At 70.3% G+C, this 18,455-nt stretch carries 19 protein-coding genes and 1 pseudogene; 11 read left to right on the forward strand and 9 right to left on the reverse strand.

Annotation, left to right across the window (positions count from 1 at the left end):
- The first annotated feature begins 229 nt into the window (after window positions 1-229).
- Together ACIRNI_RS03880 and ACIRNI_RS03885 are read left to right on the forward strand one after the other, a co-directional pair.
- Window positions 230-1,126 carry a LysR family transcriptional regulator gene (locus tag ACIRNI_RS03880; RefSeq protein WP_403548048.1) on the forward strand — a complete coding sequence of 299 codons (897 nt, stop codon included), beginning with the start codon at window positions 230-232 and terminating at the stop codon, window positions 1,124-1,126.
- 41 nt (window positions 1,127-1,167) lie between these two features.
- The gene (locus tag ACIRNI_RS03885) at window positions 1,168-1,647 is read left to right on the forward strand and encodes an NUDIX domain-containing protein (RefSeq protein ID WP_403548050.1); all 480 of its coding nucleotides are present in this window, start codon (window positions 1,168-1,170) and stop codon (window positions 1,645-1,647) included.
- An 11-nt stretch (window positions 1,648-1,658) separates the two neighbouring features.
- On the opposite strand, the gene ACIRNI_RS03890 is transcribed toward ACIRNI_RS03885, so the two are convergent.
- From ACIRNI_RS03890 to ACIRNI_RS03900, 3 genes and pseudogenes are all read right to left on the reverse strand, one after another.
- Window positions 1,659-3,233: a globin domain-containing protein gene (locus ACIRNI_RS03890; RefSeq protein ID WP_403548052.1), complete on the reverse strand. Its 1,575-nt coding sequence runs from the start codon at window positions 3,231-3,233 to the stop codon at window positions 1,659-1,661.
- 280 nt (window positions 3,234-3,513) lie between these two features.
- Window positions 3,514-3,615: pseudogene (locus ACIRNI_RS03895) on the reverse strand (hydrolase); the annotation flags it as partial.
- A gap of 102 nt (window positions 3,616-3,717) precedes the next feature.
- Window positions 3,718-4,932: an MFS transporter gene (locus ACIRNI_RS03900; protein ID WP_403548054.1), complete on the reverse strand. Its 1,215-nt coding sequence runs from the start codon at window positions 4,930-4,932 to the stop codon at window positions 3,718-3,720.
- Between the two features lie 141 nt (window positions 4,933-5,073).
- On the opposite strand from ACIRNI_RS03900, the gene ACIRNI_RS03905 reads away from it, so the two are divergent.
- A complete protein-coding gene (locus ACIRNI_RS03905; RefSeq protein WP_403548056.1) occupies window positions 5,074-5,541 on the forward strand; it encodes a MarR family winged helix-turn-helix transcriptional regulator in 468 nt (155 codons plus the stop codon).
- A gap of 9 nt (window positions 5,542-5,550) precedes the next feature.
- Complete coding sequence (locus ACIRNI_RS03910; RefSeq protein WP_403548057.1) at window positions 5,551-6,003, forward strand: GNAT family N-acetyltransferase; 453 nt, start codon at window positions 5,551-5,553, stop codon at window positions 6,001-6,003.
- 54 nt (window positions 6,004-6,057) lie between these two features.
- On the opposite strand, the gene ACIRNI_RS03915 is transcribed toward ACIRNI_RS03910, so the two are convergent.
- Window positions 6,058-7,434 carry a serine hydrolase domain-containing protein gene (locus ACIRNI_RS03915; RefSeq protein WP_403548059.1) on the reverse strand — a complete coding sequence of 459 codons (1,377 nt, stop codon included), beginning with the start codon at window positions 7,432-7,434 and terminating at the stop codon, window positions 6,058-6,060.
- A 491-nt stretch (window positions 7,435-7,925) separates the two neighbouring features.
- Between ACIRNI_RS03915 and ACIRNI_RS03920 the strand changes: the two genes are divergently transcribed.
- The 3 genes from ACIRNI_RS03920 to ACIRNI_RS03930 all read left to right on the forward strand — a co-directional run bounded on the left by ACIRNI_RS03920 (window position 7,926) and on the right by ACIRNI_RS03930 (window position 10,408).
- Window positions 7,926-8,654: a dienelactone hydrolase family protein gene (locus tag ACIRNI_RS03920; RefSeq protein ID WP_403548061.1), complete on the forward strand. Its 729-nt coding sequence runs from the start codon at window positions 7,926-7,928 to the stop codon at window positions 8,652-8,654.
- A 74-nt stretch (window positions 8,655-8,728) separates the two neighbouring features.
- A complete protein-coding gene (locus ACIRNI_RS03925; RefSeq protein WP_403548063.1) occupies window positions 8,729-9,400 on the forward strand; it encodes a HEAT repeat domain-containing protein in 672 nt (223 codons plus the stop codon).
- Window positions 9,401-9,403: 3 nt separating this feature from the next.
- Window positions 9,404-10,408: a MerR family transcriptional regulator gene (locus ACIRNI_RS03930; protein WP_403548065.1), complete on the forward strand. Its 1,005-nt coding sequence runs from the start codon at window positions 9,404-9,406 to the stop codon at window positions 10,406-10,408.
- 13 nt (window positions 10,409-10,421) lie between these two features.
- Here the strand turns inward: ACIRNI_RS03930 and dnaB are convergent, their stop codons facing one another.
- Window positions 10,422-11,912 carry a replicative DNA helicase gene (gene dnaB / locus ACIRNI_RS03935; protein ID WP_403548067.1) on the reverse strand — a complete coding sequence of 497 codons (1,491 nt, stop codon included), beginning with the start codon at window positions 11,910-11,912 and terminating at the stop codon, window positions 10,422-10,424.
- Between the two features lie 423 nt (window positions 11,913-12,335).
- Here dnaB and ACIRNI_RS03940 point away from each other — a divergent pair, with 423 nt between their 5' ends.
- Entirely contained in the window at window positions 12,336-13,673 is a 1,338-nt protein-coding gene (locus ACIRNI_RS03940) for an MATE family efflux transporter (protein WP_403548069.1), read from the forward strand.
- A gap of 110 nt (window positions 13,674-13,783) precedes the next feature.
- Here ACIRNI_RS03940 and rplI read toward each other — a convergent pair whose 3' ends face one another.
- The 4 genes from rplI to rpsF all read right to left on the reverse strand — a co-directional run bounded on the left by rplI (window position 13,784) and on the right by rpsF (window position 15,503).
- Window positions 13,784-14,230 (reverse strand): 50S ribosomal protein L9, encoded by a 447-nt coding sequence (gene rplI / locus ACIRNI_RS03945; protein ID WP_355352246.1) that lies wholly within the window; start codon window positions 14,228-14,230, stop codon window positions 13,784-13,786.
- Window positions 14,231-14,248: 18 nt separating this feature from the next.
- Window positions 14,249-14,485 (reverse strand): 30S ribosomal protein S18, encoded by a 237-nt coding sequence (gene rpsR / locus ACIRNI_RS03950; protein WP_005315025.1) that lies wholly within the window; start codon window positions 14,483-14,485, stop codon window positions 14,249-14,251.
- Between the two features lie 77 nt (window positions 14,486-14,562).
- Window positions 14,563-15,141, reverse strand: a complete 579-nt coding sequence (locus ACIRNI_RS03955) for a single-stranded DNA-binding protein (RefSeq protein ID WP_355352243.1) — start codon at window positions 15,139-15,141, stop codon at window positions 14,563-14,565.
- Window positions 15,142-15,212: 71 nt separating this feature from the next.
- Window positions 15,213-15,503, reverse strand: coding sequence for a 30S ribosomal protein S6 (gene rpsF / locus ACIRNI_RS03960; RefSeq protein ID WP_003956532.1), 291 nt, complete (start codon window positions 15,501-15,503; stop codon window positions 15,213-15,215).
- 271 nt (window positions 15,504-15,774) lie between these two features.
- On the opposite strand from rpsF, the gene ACIRNI_RS03965 reads away from it, so the two are divergent.
- The 3 genes from ACIRNI_RS03965 (at window position 15,775) to ACIRNI_RS03975 (ending at window position 18,424) form a co-directional block, all read left to right on the forward strand.
- The gene (locus ACIRNI_RS03965) at window positions 15,775-16,089 is read left to right on the forward strand and encodes a hypothetical protein (protein ID WP_403548071.1); all 315 of its coding nucleotides are present in this window, start codon (window positions 15,775-15,777) and stop codon (window positions 16,087-16,089) included.
- A gap of 112 nt (window positions 16,090-16,201) precedes the next feature.
- Window positions 16,202-17,320, forward strand: coding sequence for a peptidoglycan bridge formation glycyltransferase FemA/FemB family protein (locus ACIRNI_RS03970; protein WP_355352237.1), 1,119 nt, complete (start codon window positions 16,202-16,204; stop codon window positions 17,318-17,320).
- Between the two features lie 72 nt (window positions 17,321-17,392).
- Entirely contained in the window at window positions 17,393-18,424 is a 1,032-nt protein-coding gene (locus ACIRNI_RS03975) for an alanine racemase (RefSeq protein ID WP_403548073.1), read from the forward strand.
- Window positions 18,425-18,455: the final 31 nt, after the last annotated feature.

Consider the following 18,455-nt stretch of genomic DNA (forward strand, 5'->3'; position numbering starts at 1 on the left):
GGACGACGGTACGCGGAAAGGGCGGTCCGAGCCTCCCCCCTCGTGGCTCGGACCACCCTCCCCTTTACGCGCGGAGATTCCGCGTGGACAAGGCTAGTTGACTCTGCGTCAGTGTCCAATCACAGTAGAGACAGCGACCTATCGACTTATTTATAGGTGGACGGTCCTGAGGAACCGTCAGGCAAGCGCCGTCCTGCCGACGCGCCGGGAAGGTGGGAGGGGGTCGGGCATGGACCTTGCCCTGCTGCGCACGTTCGTCACGGTGCACCGGGCCGGCTCCTTCACCCGCGCCGCCGCCCTGCTGGGGCTCTCCCAGCCTGCCGTGACCAGCCAGATCCGCAGCCTCGAGCGGCAGCTGGGCCGCCCGCTGTTCCTGCGCCAGGCCCGCGGCGTCACGCCCACCACCATCGGCGACGAGCTCGCCCACCGGGCGGCCCCGCACCTGGACGCGCTGGTCGAGATCGTGGAGACGGGCCTCGACGAACAGACCGGCGTACGCACCCTCCATCTCGCCGGGCCGCCGGAGTTCACCGCCGCACGCGCCCTGCCCGCCCTCACGCCGCTGATCTCGCAGGGGCTCACGCTGCGGACATCCCTGGTCGGGGCCGCGGAGGAGCTGCTGGAGGGGCTGGCCGCCGGGCATCACGATCTCGCTCTCACCACGGCCCGGCCGCGCGGCGGCCTGCTCACCGCCACCCCGCTCTGCGACGAGGAGCACGTGCTGGTGGCCTCCCCGCGCTGGGCCGCCCGGCTCGGTCCCGGCGTCCTGCTGCGCAAGGGCGCGGTCGTCCTGGAGCAGCTGCCGGTGGTCGAGGTCCACGAGTCACTGCCGTTCGTGACCCGCTACTGGGCTGCCGTCTTCGACTCCAAACCGGCGGCCGCAGCCACCGTGATCGCGCCGGACCTGCGCGCCGTCCTGGAGTCGGCCGCCTCGGGCGCGGGACTCGCCGTACTGCCCCGCTACCTGTGCGAGGACGCTCTGGAGCGCGGTCGGCTGGTGGCGCTGCTCGACCCGCCCGTGCCCCCGCTGCGCACCTACTTCCTCGTGGTGCGCACCGGAACGCTGGGCCTGCCGTACATCGCACGGGCGCACGAGTCGCTGCTGCGCGCCGCCGCCGACTGGTGAGAAGGAGTTTCAGGAGGGTCGTCGCGGGCCATTTTCAAGCCATGACCGAACGTCCAGTGGTCAAGCGCACCGCACGCGCCATCCTCCTCGACGGCGACGACCTGATCCTGATCAAGCGCACGAAGCCCGGTATGGACCCGTACTGGCTGACACCGGGCGGGGGCGTCGAGCCGGAGGACTCCACGGTCGTCGACGCGCTGCACCGCGAAGTCCACGAGGAGCTCGGCGCGAAGATCACCGACGTGGTGCCCTGTTTCGTCGACACCGTCGAGCACATCGTGGACGGCGGTGTCTCCGGTGTTAAGGTGCAGCACTTCTTCGTCTGCCGACTGGAGTCGATGGACCTGGGCCAGCGGCACGGCCCCGAGGTGGACGAGCCGCAGGGCGAGTACGAGGTCGTCCGGGTACCGTTCAGCCGCGTCGGCATCGCCGCCGTCAATCTCGTACCGCTGTCGCTGCGGCACTACCTGGACGGCAACATCGAGGGCGTGCGCGCGATGCACGCCCCCGACCTGGGGTAGCCGGGCCCCGGTCAGCCCGCCGCGGCGACCAGCTCGTCCAGGGAGTCGTGCCGGATGCGCTCGTACGGCATGCCGACGCCCCGCAGCGCGTCGACGCCGCTGCGGATCATGCCGGGCGGACCGGAGAGGTACGCGTCGTACTCGTTCCACGGGCCGTACTCGCGCACCATGTCGGGCAGCTGCGTTTTGCCGTCGATGACGGCGCGGACCTCCAGCCACGGGTGCGACTGCTGGAGCCGCAGCATCGTGTCGATCTCGTACAGGTCGTGGTCGGTGCGCGCACCGTAGAAGACCTCGACGGGGCGCCGCTCCCCGTGCTCGGCGACGTCCTCGACCAGCGCCTTGATGGGCGCGATTCCGGTGCCGCCGCCCACGCAGAGCAGGCCGTTGTCGGTGGTGTGGTCGACGGTCATCGAGCCGGCGGGCGGGCCCAGGCGCAGGACGTCACCGGGGCGGGCGTGATGGACGAGCGCGTTGGACACCCAGCCGGCCGGGACGGCCTTGACGTGGAAGGTGAGCAGGCCGTCCGCGCGCGGGGCGGAGGCGAACGAGTAGTTCCGCCAGATCCGGGGCCACCACGGCGTCTCCACGCTCGTGTACTGCCCGGCGAGGAAGGGGTAGGGCTGGTCCGGGCGGACCGTGATGACGGCGATGCCCGGCGTTCTCAGGTCGTGCGAGACCACCTCGGCGTGCCACCAGGCGGGGGCGTGCTTCTCGTTCTCGGCGGCGGCGTCGATCATGATCTGGGAGATGGTGGTGTACGTCCGGACCCAGGCGGCCTCGGTCTCGTCGTCCCAGGTCGTCGGCGCGTACCGGCTCAGCGCTCCGAGGAGGGCCTCGCCGACGGCCGGGTAGTGCGACGCCTCCGTGCCGTACTTGCGGTGGCCGCGCCCCAGGTGCTGGAGGTACTCGGTGAGCACCGCGGGGTTGTCCATGTGCTCGGCTGCGGTCAGCAGCGCCTTGAGGAGCCGGTCGCGCTGGGTGTCCATGGCGGCGGGGAAGAGGGACCGCAGCTCGGGGTGGCGCGTGAAGAGCAGGGCGTAGAAGTACGAGGTGACCTTGTCGGCCAGGGGGCCCACCTCGGCGAGCGTGCGCCGTACGCGTCGGGCGTCGGGAGAGCCGGTCTCGGGTGCTTCCGGCTGGAGGGCTTCCGACTGATGGGCCTCCGGCTGGGCGGCTTCGGACTCCTGAGAGCTCGCCTCGGGTGCTACCTCGGGTGCTGCGGTGGGCACCGGGGCCGGGTGGTCCTCGGCGGCCGGCGGGTGCCCGGCGGGCCGGTCCTGCCCCGGCCGGCTGCCGGGGGCGGCGGGCTCGTCGGCGGGGTGCGCGCTGGGCCCGGGTGGACGGGTCGCGGTGTCGCGCACCATCCGTATCGACGTCAGCGGGCGGCGGGGGCCGCCTATTCGCTCCTGGGTAGCGCCGTCCTCCCGCGCGGGCTCGGCGTGAGGCGCGGCCGGGCCGGCCGCACCAGCCCCACCGGCCGCGCTTCCGGCCGTGACAGGTTTGCGCGGTGTGAACCAGCCGCCGCCCCCGCCGCTGTCACCGGAAGTGCCGTTGTCGGCCGACGTGGTGGTCGGAGCGTCCATAGAGTGCCTCGCCTCGAACATCTTTCGGTCGGTGTCCGGACTTCCGCGGGTCCGGAACGTGGCTGAATCCCCGCTCTGCCCGTCATCTCATCGCTGCCCGCCGCCACAGTAGCCTCGGCGCACTACGGACTGGGATGACCGTCACCCTTTGTGACGTTGACCGCAGCTGCTGTCGTCGCAGCATGGCACCAGTCGCCGGTTCGCCGGAGTAGGTGTGGAAAGCCCGGATTTTCGCACCCGTCTCCCGTTAGGCTCCATTGCCTCCATGTCCTGCCAACCGGATCTCCGCGTCGGACATGGAATCACCGTATGCAACACACCCGTCCAGCTCTACCCCCAACTCTGCACAGAGCCGGTCCCTGATCTTCACTTTTGCGGCGGACAAGGGCGATGTTTCACGTGAAACCTCGCCCACACGCGCGTCCTCCCGGCCTGGGTGGCACCCGGGCTGGGAGGACGGAGGTGGAGGAACCCGACCAACGCCTCAGACGGCCGCGGTCTCGGCGGCCGGCTCCGGGCTCGCGGCACCGGCGACGACCCGGCTCGCCCGGTGACCGGCCCGGCGCTCCAGGGCACTGGACAGGACGGCCAGAGCGAGGGCGGAGGCGGCGAGCACGGCACCGACCCAGTTCGGAGCGGTGAAGCCGAAGCCTGCGGCGATCACGATGCCGCCGAGCCAGGCGGAGAGCGCGTTGCCGAGGTTGAAGGCGCCGATGTTGACGGCGGAGGCGAGGGTGGGCGCGCCGGAGGCCTGGTCCAGGACCCTCTTCTGCAGCGGCGGTACGGTCGCGAATCCGAGGGCGCCGATCAGGAAGATCGTGACCGCGGCGGCGATCCGGTGGTGCGCGGTCACGGTGAAGAGGGCGAGCACCAGGGCGAGGGCGCCCAGCGACCCGTACAGCAACGGCATGAGCGCGCGGTCGGCCAGCTTGCCGCCGATCAGGTTGCCGCCGACCATGCCCAGGCCGAAGAGGACGAGCAGCCAGGTGACGGAGGACTCCGCGAAACCGGCGGCCTCGGTCATCATCGGCGTGATGTAGGTGATCGCGGCGAAGACGCCACCGAAGCCGAGCACGGTCATCGCCATGGCGAGCAGCACCTGCACGTTGCGGAACGCGGCGAGCTCATGGCGCAGCCGTACGCCTTCGGGCTTGGGCTGCTCGGGCACCAGCTTGGCGACGCCCAGCAGGCCGAGCACGCCGAGGGCGGCGACGACGAAGAAGGTCGCGCGCCAGCCGACCGTCTGGCCGATGAACGTGCCGGCCGGCACACCGACGACATTGGCCACGGTCAGACCGGTGAACATCATCGCGATCGCGCCGGCCTTCCGCTCCGGGGCGACCAGGTCGGCCGCGACGACGGAGCCGATGCCGAAGAACGCGCCGTGGGCGAGGGAGGCGACGACCCGTCCGAGGAGCATCAGGCCGAAGGCGGGGGCGAGGGCGGACAGCACATTGCCGACGATGAAGAGCCCCATCAGCAGCATGAGCATGCGCTTGCGGGAGACCCGGGTGCCCAGGACCGTCATCACCGGGGCACCGAGGACGACGCCGAGGGCGTAGCCGGTGACGAGGTAACCGGCCGTGGGGATCGACACTCCGTAGTCGCCGGCGACTTGGGGCAGGAGTCCCATGATCACAAACTCGGTGGTTCCGATACCGAACGCCCCGATGGCCAGGGCGAGGAGCGCTAGCGGCATGGGTTCTGCCTTCCAGACGATTGCGTGTGCGCCTTACAAGCGTCGACAATAATTGCAGACGCTGGTTAATTGCAAGCGCGGGCAATTGCAGACGTCGTCTATCCTGGTGGGCAAGCCGCTCCGGGACGGAGGAGAGACCCCATGACAGCGACAGACCCGGCCCTCACCGCCCTCTCGCAGGGCTGGTGCGCCCTCTCTCTGCTGCACGGGAAGATCGAGGCCCATATCGAGCGGGCACTCGAGGGGCAGCACGGCCTGAGCGTGCGCGAGTACTCCCTGCTCGACGTCCTCAGCCGCCAGCACAACGGCCCGGGCGGCCACCTGCAGATGAAGCAGGTGGCCGACGCCGTCGTACTGAGCCAGAGCGCGACCACCCGTCTGGTCACCCGCCTCGAGGACCGAGGCCTGCTCACGCGCTATCTGTGTGACACAGACCGGCGCGGCATCTACACGGATGTCACACCGGCCGGCCTGGACCTCCTCGAGAAGGCCCGGCCCACCAACGACGCCGCCCTGCGCGAGGCGCTCGACGAGGCCGCGAAGAACCCGGACCTCGCCCCCCTGGTCAAGGCGGTGGAGGAGCTGCGCGCCCCCGCCCCCCTGGCTTAGCGTGCGCCCATGAGCGTTCTCGACATCAGGCCGGCCCGTTTGACCGATCTCCCCGCGATCGTGGCGATGCTCGCCGACGACCCGCTGGGAGCCGAGCGCGAGTCGCCGGACGACCTCTCCCCGTACACAGCCGCCTTCGAGCGCCTGGCCGCCGACCCCCACCAGCACTTGGTCGTCGCCCTACGCCACGGCCGTGTGGTCGGCACCCTGCAACTGACGATCGTCCCGGGGCTCTCGCGGCGGGGTTCCACCCGTTCGATCATCGAGGGCGTACGGATCCACGCCGACGAACGGGGCAGCGGCCTCGGCACCCAGCTCATCGAATGGGCCGTGGCGGAATCACGGCGCCAGAACTGCCGGCTGGTCCAGCTCACCTCAGACGCCTCTCGCACCGACGCCCACCGCTTCTACGAGCGGCTCGGCTTCGCAGCCTCCCACGTCGGCTTCAAGATGGCCCTCTAGAGGGTCCGGCCCTCATGTTTCACGTGAAACATGAGGGCGGAGCCGGGCAGGACTTCACAGGCCGCGCCAGCCGCCCTCGTCCACACCACCCGGCACCGCGTCACCCGCCTCGTACGGCTCCCGCGTGAACACGAACGACCCCAGGTCGAGATGGCTCACCGAGCCGTCCTCGCGCCGCACCACCCGCAGCGTCTCCCCCGCGTAGTAGCCGTCGAGACCGATCCAGGTGGAATCGCTCTCCGCCCGGAAGCGCGACGCACGTCCCTGGCCCCGCAGAGGGCGCAGCTCCACTCCCCGTCCGGCCACCACGGCGAGGCCGTAGGCGTACGTCCCCCAGTACCAGGGGCCTGTCAGCTCCAGCAGCCCCGGGGCGATCTCGGGCAGCGGGCGCCACGGCTGAGGGAGGCGTGGCTCGGCGTCCGCCACGATCCGTACGAGATCGGCGGCGACGACGCCGGGAACCGGCCCGGAGGTGGCGTTCGCCAGCACCACGGCGGCCAGCCCGTCCTCCACGCTCATCCACAGCCCGGCGAGGAATCCCGGCAGTGAACCGCTGTGCCCGACGAGCGTGCGGCCGTCCCTGCGGCCCAGCTGCAGTCCAAGCCCGTAGCCGCTGTCCCAGTCACCGCTCTCCGGCGGCGCGGCGGGCGTCCGCATCTCGTGCACCGACTCCGCACGCAGCACACGGTCGTCGCCCTCGGCGAGAAAGGCCGCGAACCGGCAGAGGTCACCGGCCGTCGACCAGAGCTGGCCGGCCGGCGCCATCAGCCCGAGGTCCTCAGCCGGTTCCGGCAGCATGACGTCGGCCCATGGGTGTACCGCCCATCCGCCCGCGTGTGGCGCGACAGGCTGCGTGCTCGTACGGAGGAGCCCCAGCGGTTCCAGGATCTCCGTACGCAGCGCCTCTTCCCACGACACCCCGCGCACCGCCTCCACCAGCGAACCGAGCAGCGTGTAGCCGGTGTTGGAGTAGTGGTGCCGACGGCCGGACGGGTGCAGGAGCGGGCGCTCGCCGAGTACATCGGCGAGCTCCGGCCGCAGCGTCCCCGGCGTCCGCTCCCACCAGGGTGCGGGGGACTCGGCAGCGAGGCCGGCGGTGTGACCGAGAAGCTGAGCGATCGTCACCTCGCCCACCCCCGTGCCGGGCAGGTGCTTCTCCAGCGGGTCCGCCAGATCGAGGAGCGCCTCGTCCCGCAGTCTCATCACCAGCACGGCCGTGAACGTCTTGGTGATGGAGCCGATGCGGTACTGCGTATCGGCGTCCGGCGCATGCCCGTCCACACAGCTGCGCGCGCCCGTCCACACCACCTCTCCGTCCCGGACGACGGCGCCGACGAGGGACGGCGTGCGCCCCTCGGTCTGCGCGGTGGCGACCCGGTGCAGAAGGGCGCGTTCGGTACTGGGCAGCAGTGCTTCGAAGGTTGAGGTCATGCCCCAGGTGTATCGGCCGGGGGCGTCGGGCGTCGACCGGCTTTCCGGAGGGGCACGATCCGACGTGAGGGGAACGGTGACCGGGCGTTCCGACCCGCCGGACCGCTCAGCTCTCCCAGTCCTCGTCGTCACCGCCGCGCATGGTGCGCCATGCCTTGACGGTGTGCGGCGCCGTGCGCGCCAACTGGGCGTACTGCACCGGGCACTCGCACGCGCGTGACGTGGCCGCAGGTCCGGGACGAGGCGAACAGCGACTTGCTGAAGACGCGTGCGGAGGCATACCAGCAGGTGGCATGGAGGAGGATCGTGTACCCGGTCCGCTCCCGGCGGCCCTCCGGGGTGCCGCTGCCGCCGACCGCCTCCACCGCATCGGAGACAAGCGGTTCCGGTGCGCGAGCGGCTGCTGCGCGAGAACGGCTGCCGCACCCCGCTGTTCCGCCGACAGTGAAGACCGGTCCGGCCGCGCCCGGCCCTCACTACAGTCCAACCGCATGACGACGGTCACCACACGCACGGTCGAATACCCCGCCGACGGCCTCACGATGGTCGGGCACCTCGCACTCCCCGCCGGCGACGACCGCCGGCCCGCGGTGCTGCTCGGACCAGAGGGCACAGGGCTCAGCGACGTCGAGCGCCGCCGGGCCGACGCCCTCGCCGAACTGGGATATATAGCGCTGGCCTTCGACCTTCACGGCGGGCGCTATCTGGGCGACCCCGAGGAGATGCGGGCCCGTTGCCTGCCGCTGCTCGCCGACCCCGACCGGATGCGCGGCATCGGCCATGCCGCACTCGACGTGCTGCGCGCCGAACCGCGGACCGACCCCGACCGGATCGCCGCCATCGGCTACGGCACCGGGGGCGCGATCGCGCTGGAACTCGGGCGCGACGGCGTCAGCCTGCGGGCGATCGGCACGGTCAACGCACTGACCACGGGCCGGCCGGGCGAGGCAGCGCGCATTCGCTGCCCGGTGTGGGCCGGCGTCGGGTCGCAAGACCCGATCATGGCGCCCGCACAACGGGACGCCTTCGCCGCCGAGATGCAGGCGGCAGGCGTCGACTGGCGCCTCGCGGTCTACGGTGGCGCCCTGCACGCCTTCCACCACCCGCCGGTCGACCACCCCACGGTCCCCGGCGTGGGGTACCACCCACAGCACGCACAGCGAGCCTGGCGCGACATCGTCGACCTGCTCGCCGAGTGCCTGCCCGTAAGTGGTGACTGACACCCCCGCGGCGGGCGGCGCTTGACCTTGACACGGTGACAAGCCCTTCACTGCTTGCCGAGGAGGTGGTCTCGATGGCGATCACACAGCGGGAAGCGGATGCGGCACGGGCGCTCCAGGGCTTGGAGGACGGTCGCTCGTCCGTGCGCCTGCGGGCCGCTCTGGCGGTCGGCACGACGCCTGACCCGCGCTTCGTCGACAGACTCGTCGAGCGATGCGCGACCGAGCCGGAGTTCTTCGTCCGGGACATGCTGACCTGGGCGCTCGCCCGCCACCCGGTGTCCCTCACGCTTCCCCGGCTGCTCAGCGAAGTCCGCTCGGAGCGGGCGCAGGCCCGGAGCCAGGCGCTGCACACGCTGTCCAAGATCGGGGATCGGCGGGCGTGGCCGGCGATCACCCGGGCGGTGCTGTCCGACTCCGACGACGAGGTGGCGCGGAGCGCCTGGCGGGCCGCGGTCGTGCTCGTACCGGAAGGCGAGGAGGCCGGCTTGGCCACGGCACTGGCGACGCAGCTCGGGCGCGGCGAGCGGGAGACGCAGCTGAGTCTCAGCCGGGCTCTGGTCGCGCTCGGTGAGGTGATGGTGCCGGCTCTGCTCGCCGCGACGACCGCCCCCGACCCGCGGGTGCGCGTGCACGCGCTCGCCACCCAGCGGCTGCTGCGCGACCCGGACACCGGATTCGAGTTCGCGATCGAGGAGGCGAAGCGCGTCGTGGCCCTCGGCGGGTCCGGCCAGGAGGGACTGTAGGACGTGTGGATCGGTGAGGTGGCGCGACGGTCCGGGGTCAGTGCCCGCATGCTCCGGCACTACGAGTCGCTCGGTCTCGTGCGTCCTTCGGGGCGTACCGGCTCCGGCTACCGGGAGTACTCCGGGGAGGACATCCAGCGGATCTTCCACATCGAGACCCTGCGGTCGCTGGGTCTGTCCCTACGGGAGATCGGGCGCGCGTTCGATGATCCCGGCTTCGCGCCCTCTGCGCTCGTGGACGACCTCATCCGTCAGACGCGCGCACGCATCGCCGCGCAGACCGAGCTGCTCACGCGGCTGCGCCGGATCGATGCCGCGGATCCCGCCGGGTGGGAGGACGTCCTCCAGGTCGTCGCGCTCCTCCAGGCATTGAAGTCGAAGAGCGCCAACGCCCGTCAGCGCGCGGCTCTCGCCTCGGTCGACGCGGTTCCGGTACCGACCGAGGCCCTGGTCGAGGCGGCCCTGGCCGAGACGGAGCCGAACGTCGCCGGGGCCCTTCACTGGGCGCTCGCGCGGTCTGGCGACCGCGGCTCGGCACTGCTGGCCGAGGGCCTCGGTTCACCGGTGGCCGCGGTGCGGGAGCGTGCCGCCCGGTCCCTCGCCGAGATGCCGGGGGACGAGGCGACCGCGCACCTGCGGGATGCCCTCGCGCACCCCGACGCCGTGGTGCGCGGGTGTGCCGCGTTGACGCTCGGGCCACGTGGTGCGGCCGACGCGGTCCCGACGCTCGTCGACATGATCGTGGAGGGAAGGAACGACGGCGATGCGGTCGATGCCCTGAGCATGCTGGCGAGCGACACGGCCACGGCGGACCAGATCACGACCCTGCTCCTCGACCGCCTCGTCCAGGACACCACCGACGCGCCTGCACGCGGACGGCTGACCCAGGCGCTGGCTGACATTCCCGGGACACGGGCGTCACACGCCCTCGCGGAGCTCTCACGCGATGTGGACCGCTACGTCGCGCTGACCGCGGCGTACCTTCTCCAGCTACGCGCCACGGGCTGACGGAGCCCTCCGATCACGTCTGGGCCATGTCCACGAAGCGGGAGTAGTGGCCCTGGAACGCCACCGTGATCGTCGCCGTCGGGCCGTTACGGTGCTTGGCCACGATCAGGTCCGCCTCGCCCGCGCGGGGCGACTCTTTCTCGTAGGCGTCCTCGCGGTGCAGCAGGATGACCATGTCCGCGTCCTGCTCGATCGAGCCGGACTCACGGAGGTCCGAGACCATCGGCTTCTTGTCCGTACGCTGCTCGGGGCCACGGTTCAGCTGGGAGAGGGCGATGACCGGGAGCTCCAGCTCCTTCGCCAGCAGCTTCAGGTTTCGCGACATGTCCGAGACCTCCTGCTGGCGGCTCTCGGCGCGCTTGGAGCCGCCCGACTGCATCAGCTGGAGGTAGTCGATGACGACGAGCTTCAAATTGTTGCGCTGCTTCAGGCGGCGGCACTTCGCCCGGATCTCCATCATCGACAGGTTCGGCGAGTCGTCGATGTAGAGCGGCGCCTGGGAGACGTCCGGCATGCGGCGCGCCAGGCGCGTCCAGTCCTCGTCCGTCATCGTGCCGGAACGCATGTGGTGCAGCGCCACGCGCGCCTCCGCCGACAGCAGACGCATGGCGATCTCGTTGCGGCCCATTTCGAGCGAGAAGATCACGCTCGGCAGGTTGTGCTTGATCGAGCACGCACGGGCGAAGTCGAGCGCGAGCGTCGACTTACCCATGGCGGGACGGGCCGCGATCACGATCATCTGGCCGGGGTGGAGGCCGTTCGTCAGGGCGTCGAAGTCGGTGAAGCCGGTGGGCACACCGGTCATCTCGCCGCTGCGCGAGCCGATCGCCTCGATCTCGTCGAGCGCCCCCTCCATGATGTCGCCGAGGGGGAGGTAGTCCTCGCTGGTGCGCTGCTCGGTGACGGCGTAGATCTCCGCTTGGGCCTGGTTGACGATCTCGTCGACGTCCCCGTCGGCCGCGTATCCCATCTGCGTGATCTTCGTGCCCGCCTGCACGAGACGGCGCAGCACCGCGCGCTCGTGGACGATCTCCGCGTAGTACGACGCGTTGGCCGCGGTCGGGACCGACTGGACCAGCGTGTGGAGATAGGGGGCGCCGCCGACCCGGTTGATCTCGCCGCGCTTGGTCAGCTCGGCGCCGACCGTGATGGGGTCGGCGGGCTCGCCCTTGGCGTACAGGTCGAGGATCGCGGTGTAGATGGTCTCGTGGGCCGGCTTGTAGAAGTCCTGGCCCTTGATGATCTCCACGACGTCCGCGATGGCGTCCTTGGAGAGCAGCATGCCGCCGAGCACCGACTGCTCGGCGTCCAGGTCCTGCGGCGGCACCCGCTCGAACCCACCGGCACCGCCGTCCCACGGACCGCCCTCGCTGCCGCGCTCGTGCTGCTCCTCGCGACTCCGGGCACGGCCGCGGGCATCGCTGCCGCGCTGGCGGGCGACGGGCAGACGGTCACCGGGACCGGCGTCGGCCCAGGGGTCGTCCAAGGGCTCGGGGATGTTCACCGGCCCACCTCCTCCCGTCCGCTCCGCGGACCTCGCCGTGCCACTCTTTCTACGGCACGGCACTGACAAAACGAGGCGCTCGACTCCGCTTTTCGCGTGGCGAGCGCCGGACCACGTTAGGCCCGCGGGCACCGTCAGCCAATCTGGTTATCCACAGGGCCTGTGGGTGAAGAGCCAGATGCTGTGGAGAACTCCACGGAACCTGTGCACGGAGCGGGGGACAGCCGTGTGGACAAACTCATAGCCGCGCCGCAACACCGCCCCTGACCTGCTCTTTTTCCATCCACCGGCTGTGGGGGAGAAAAACTTTCCCGACGCCGACAAGATCAGAACAAACGGCCCACAGCCGAGGCACCCGCACAGCTAGAGGTAAGGATCACTAGCCCATTGCATCTCTTACCTGTGGACGATTAGATTGAACCCATGACCCAGGCCCCCGCGCCACCGCGAAGCGCCCGCCGCCGACACGACCGCGAGATCATCGCGCTCGCCGTCCCCGCGTTCGGAGCACTCGTCGCCGAACCGCTCTTCCTGATGGTCGACAGCGCCATCGTCGGCCACCTCGGCACGCCGCAGCTCGCCGGCCTCGGCATCGCGGCGGCCCTGCTGGCCACCGCCGTGAGCGTCTTCGTCTTCCTCGCATACGCCACCACGGCCGCCGTCGCCCGCCGCGTCGGCGCCGGAGACCTCCCGGCCGCCATCCGCCAGGGCATGGACGGCATCTGGCTCGCGCTGATCCTGGGCATCGCCGTCATCGCCGTCACCCTGCCGACGGCACCCGGGCTCGTCGACGTCTTCGGCGCCTCCGACACCGCGGCTCCGTACGCGGTCACCTATCTGCGCATCTCCAGCCTCGGCATACCGGCCATGCTCATGGTGCTGGCCGCCACCGGCGTCCTGCGCGGCCTCCAGGACACCCGGACGCCCCTGTACGTGGCCATCGGCGGCTTCGCCGCCAACGCGGTCCTCAACGCGGCCCTGGTCTACGGCGCCGACCTCGGCATCGCGGGCTCCGCCTGGGGCACGGTGATCGCCCAGTGCGGTATGGCCGTTGCCTATCTCGTCGTCGTCGTACGCGGAGCGCGCCGCCACGGCGCCTCCCTGCGGCCCGACGCCGCCGGCATACGCGCCAGCGCCCAGGCCGGAGTCCCGCTCCTGGTCCGGACGCTGTCACTGCGCGCGATCCTGATGATCGCCACGGCCGTCGCGGCACGCCTCGGCGACACGGAGGTCGCCGCTCACCAGATCATCCTCTCCCTGTGGAGCCTGACGGCCTTCGCGCTGGACGCCATCGCCATCGCCGGGCAGGCGATCATAGGGCGCTACCTCGGCGCCGGCGACGCCGAAGGGGCCCGCCAGGTGTGCCGGCGCATGGTGCAGTGGGGCATCGCCTCCGGCCTGGTCCTCGGCGCTCTGATCGTGTTGGCGCGGCCGCTGTTCATCCCGTTGTTCACGGGCGACGACACCGTGCAGGGCACGCTGCTGCCCGCGCTGCTCGTGGTGGCGCTGTCCCAGCCGGTCTCCGGGGTGGTCTTCATCCTCGACGGCGTCCTCATGGGCGCGGGCGACGGACCCTACCTGGCAGGGGCGATGGTGCTGACGCTGGCCGTCTTCGCACCGGTCGCCCTGCTGGTCCCCGTCCTGGGCGGCGGGCTGACCACGCTGTGGTGGGCGATGGCGCTGATGATGACCGTCCGCATGCTGACGCTCTGGCTGCGGACCCGCTCAGGGCGCTGGCTGGTCACCGGCGCCACCCGCTGAACCATCGCGGGGGCTGTCCACGGAAGGGCATGTTTCACGTGAAACACGACAGAAGGGCCGCACCCGGCTGGGTGCGGCCCTTCTGCACTGTTGAACGCTGAGCGCGACGCTTAGGCGGCGACGATCTCCACGTTGAGCTTCGCGACGACCTCGGCGTGCAGACGCACGGAGACCTGGTGCGAGCCCAGCGTCTTGATCGGCGAGCCGAGCTCGACACGGCGCTTGTCCACGTCCGGGCCACCGGCGGCCTTGATCGCCGAGGCGATGTCAGCCGGAGTCACGGAGCCGAAGAGACGACCGGAGTCACCGGCGCGCACGGCGTGACGCACCTGGACGCCCTCGAGGCGGGCCTTGACCTCGTTGGCCTGCTCGATGGTCGCGATCTCGTGGATCTTGCGGGCGCGGCGGATCTGCGCCACGTCCTTCTCGCCACCCTTGGTCCAGCGGATCGCGAAACCACGCGGGACCAGGTAGTTGCGAGCGTAGCCGTCCTTGACCTCGACGACATCGCCGGCGGTGCCGAGACCGGAAACCTCGTGCTTGAGGATGATCTTCATGATTCGGTCACCCTCTCCTTAGCGCGCGGTGGACGTGTAGGGCAGCAGCGCCATCTCACGGCTGTTCTTGACGGCCGTGGCGACGTCACGCTGGTGCTGCGTGCAGTTGCCGGTCACGCGGCGGGCACGGATCTTGCCGCGGTCGGAAATGAACTTCCGCAGCATGTTCGTGTCCTTGTAGTCCACGTAAGCGGTCTTGTCCTTGCAGAATGCGCAGACCTTCTTCTTCGGCTTGCGCACAGGCGGCTTCGCCATGATGTATCTCCTGTGTGATCAAGAAGTTGTGGTGCGAGCCATGGCCCGTGAAGGCCTGACCCCAAAGGCCCCGAGGCCTAGAAGGGGGGCTCGTCCGAGTAGCCGCCGCCGGAGCTTCCGCCCCAGCCGCCTCCGCCGCCACCGGCACCCTGCTGGCCGCCACCGGCCGGCGCGCTGGTCGCCCAGGGGTCGTCGGCGGGAGCGCCGCCACCCTGCTGGCCACCAGCCGGGGCTCCGCCCCAGTTGCCGCCGCCCTGCTGGCCACCGCCGTAGCCGCCCTGGCCACCGCGACCGGTGGTCTTGGTGACCTTGGCCGTGGCGTTCTTGAGACTGGGGCCGACTTCCTCGACGTCCAGCTCGAAGACCGTGCGCTTGACGCCCTCGCGGTCCTCGTAGGACCGCTGCTTCAGCCGGCCCTGCACGACGACGCGCATGCCGCGCTGGAGCGACTCGGCGACGTTCTCCGCCGCCTGGCGCCAGACCGAGCAGGTCAGGAAGAGGCTTTCGCCGTCCTTCCACTCATTGGTCTGGCGATCGAAGGTGCGGGGAGTGGACGCGACACGGAACTTCGCGACCGCCGCACCGGACGGGGTGAAGCGCAGCTCGGGGTCGTCGACAAGATTGCCGACGACCGTGATGACGGTCTCGCCTGCCATGGGGAACCTCTCGGCGGGATTGCTTCTGGCTGCTTGCTGCTACTCGAACCCGACGACCTCTGAGCGGAAGCTCAGTGGGTCTCGGGACGGAGGACCTTGGTCCGGAGGACCGACTCGTTCAGGTTCATCTGGCGGTCGAGCTCCTTGACGACCGCAGGCTCGGCCTGCAGGTCGATGACCGAGTAGATGCCCTCGGGCTTCTTCTTGATCTCGTAAGCGAGACGACGACGGCCCCAGGTGTCGACCTTCTCCACCTTTCCGTTGCCCTCACGGACGACGGAGAGGAAGTTCTCGATCAGGGGGGCGACAGCGCGCTCCTCCAGATCGGGGTCGAGGATGACCATCACCTCGTAGTGACGCATGTGGAACCCACCTCCTTTGGACTCAGCGGCCACGGTCGTTCCGTGGCAGGAGGGTCGTGATGCGTAAGCAACGCTATCCGCCGCCACTGACAATCGCCCTCAGTGAGTGAGAGCTCGTGATCAGGGCATGGGCAGACACCGCCGCAGACCGTACAGAGTACCCGCACAGCGGCTTCCGGTTGAAATCCTGTGGTGAGGGGACGCAATCTGTACACAACGGGTGCGTGCGGCGCTACGATGCGCCGCCTTCGGCACAGCCAGGAGGTACCTCATGGCTCAGGCATTTCACCGTCATCCCTCCTCGTCCCTCTTCGCCACGGACGGCAAGCCCCATCCGGTCCAGGACACGCTGATGGCCGTGACCCTGGTCCTGGGCGCTCTCGCCTTCATCACCGCGCAGTTCCACGGCCTCCACCTGGTGAGCTCCTGGGCGGGGCTGGTGGGCATCCTCACCGGCGCCTACGGCCAGTACATCTCCGAGACGACGCGTGAACGGACGCTGCTGATCATCGGTCTGGGAGCGTCGGCGGTCGGCTTCTTCCTCGGCATGGCGCACGGAGGCCTGTTCGGCGGTGTCCTCGGCTAGGGCCTGATCGAACCTCCAGCAATACGGGGCGCTCCCCGGTGCCAGTAGGCTTCGGCGCGAGAGCCGGAGCCCCTGATCCCATGGGGACACACCTGCCGAGGAGCGCCCCGCAATGAGCCTGACCATGAGGACCATCAGCCGTGAGCAGCATCTGGCGTACATCCAGAGCCTGCCGGCGGCGAGTCACTGCCAGGTCCCGGCGTGGGCGGATGTGAAGACGGAGTGGCGCTCGGAGAACCTGGGCTGGTTCGACGCCAGCGGTCAGCTCGTCGGTGCCGGCCTGGTGCTGTACCGCCAGCTCCCGAAGATCAAGCGGTACCTCGCGTACCTCCCCGAGGGCCCGGTGATCAACTGGTACGCGCCGAACCTCGACGACTGGCTGCAGCCGATGCTGGCGCACCTGAAGCACCAGGGCGCCTTCTCGGTGAAGATGGGCCCGCCGGTCGTCATCCGCCGCTGGGACGCGGCCGCGATCAAGTCCGGCATCCAGGACCCGGACGTCAAGCGCCTGCGCGACGTCGAGGCCACCCACATCGAGCCGCGCGCCTTCGAGGTGTCGGACCGGCTCCGCAAGATGGGCTGGCAGCAGGGCGAGGACGGCGGCGCCGGCTTCGGTGACGTACAGCCCCGCTACGTCTTCCAGGTCCCGCTGGCGAACCGTTCGCTCGACGACGTCCTCAAGGGCTTCAACCAGCTGTGGCGGCGCAACATCAAGAAGGCCGAGAAGGCCGGCGTCGAGGTCGTCCAGGGCGGTTACCAGGACCTGGAGGAGTGGCAGCGGCTGTACGAGATCACCGCCGTCCGCGACCGCTTCCGCCCGCGGCCGCTCTCCTACTTCCAGCGCATGTGGACCGTCCTGAACAACGAGGACCCCAACCGCATGCGGCTGTACTTCGCCCGCCACAACGGCGTGAACCTGTCGGCCGCGACCATGCTCGTCGTCGGCGGGCACGTCTGGTACTCCTACGGCGCGTCCGACAACATCGGCCGTGAGTTCCGGCCCTCGAACGCGATGCAGTGGCGCATGCTGCGCGACGCGTACGCGATGGGCGCGACCGTCTACGACCTGCGCGGCATCTCCGACTCGCTCGACGAGACCGACCACCTCTTCGGCCTGATCCAGTTCAAGGTGGGCACGGGCGGTGAGGCCGTCGAGTACATCGGTGAATGGGACTTCCCGCTGAACAAGCTGCTGCACAAGGCGCTCGACATCTACATGTCGCGCCGCTGAGGCTTGCGTAATCTCGTAAGCCTCGTACACACCTTTGATTCACCGCAGCCACAGAAAGGTTCCGGGCCGGCCATGGCGCTCTCCCTCTACGTCGACACCGCTCGCTGGCGGGCGCACCAGAAGACCGTGATCGACCAGTTCCCAGGTCTGGTCCCGGTCTGCAAGGGCAACGGCTACGGCTTCGGTCACGAGCGGCTGTCGGACGAGGCGTCCCGCTTCGGCGCCGACATGCTCGCCGTGGGCACGACGTACGAGGCGGCGCGCATCAAGGACTGGTTCGGCGGCGACCTGCTGGTCCTGACGCCGTTCCGGCGCGGTGAGGAGCCGGTGCCGCTGCCGGACCGGGTGATCCGGTCGGTGTCGTCGGTGGACGGCGTGCACGCGCTGGTCGGCGCCCGGGTCGTCATCGAGTGCATGAGCTCGATGAAGCGGCACGGCATCGGCGAGCACGAGCTGGGCCAGCTGCAGAGCGCCATCGAGGACGTACGCCTGGAGGGCTTTGCGCTGCACCTCCCGCTGGACCGCACGGACGGCACCGACGCCGTCGAGGAGGTCATCGGCTGGATGGACCGGCTGCGCGCGGCCCGTCTGCCGCTGCACACCATGTTCGTCAGCCACCTGAAGGCCGAGGAGCAGGCACGGCTCCAGCAGCAGTTCCCGCAGACCCGCTTCCGGGCGCGGATCGGTACGCGGCTGTGGCTCGGGGACCACGAGGCGACGCAGTACCGGGGCGCCGTCCTGGACGTGACGCGCGTGTCGAAGGGCGACCGCTTTGGCTACCGGCAGCAGAAGGCGGCGTCGGACGGCTGGCTGGTCGTCGTCGCGGGCGGTACGTCGCACGGGGTGGGCCTGGAGGCTCCCAAGGCGATGCACGGCGTGATGCCGCGCGCCAAGGGCGTGGCCCGCGCCGGCCTGGCGACGGTCAACCGCAACCTCTCGCCGTTCGTCTGGGCGGGCAAGCAGCGCTGGTTCGCGGAGCCGCCGCACATGCAGGTGTCGATCCTGTTCGTGCCGTCCGACGCGCAGGAGCCGAAGGTAGGCGACGAGCTGGTGGCCCACCTGCGGCACACCACCACCCAGTTCGACCGCCTGGTCGACCGCTAGCCGTCCTGGTCACCCTCGCGTCCGGGCGCGA

It is taken from the genome of Streptomyces sp. NPDC093546 (genome assembly GCF_044765045.1).
Classification (GTDB): Bacteria; Actinomycetota; Actinomycetes; order Streptomycetales; family Streptomycetaceae; genus Streptomyces.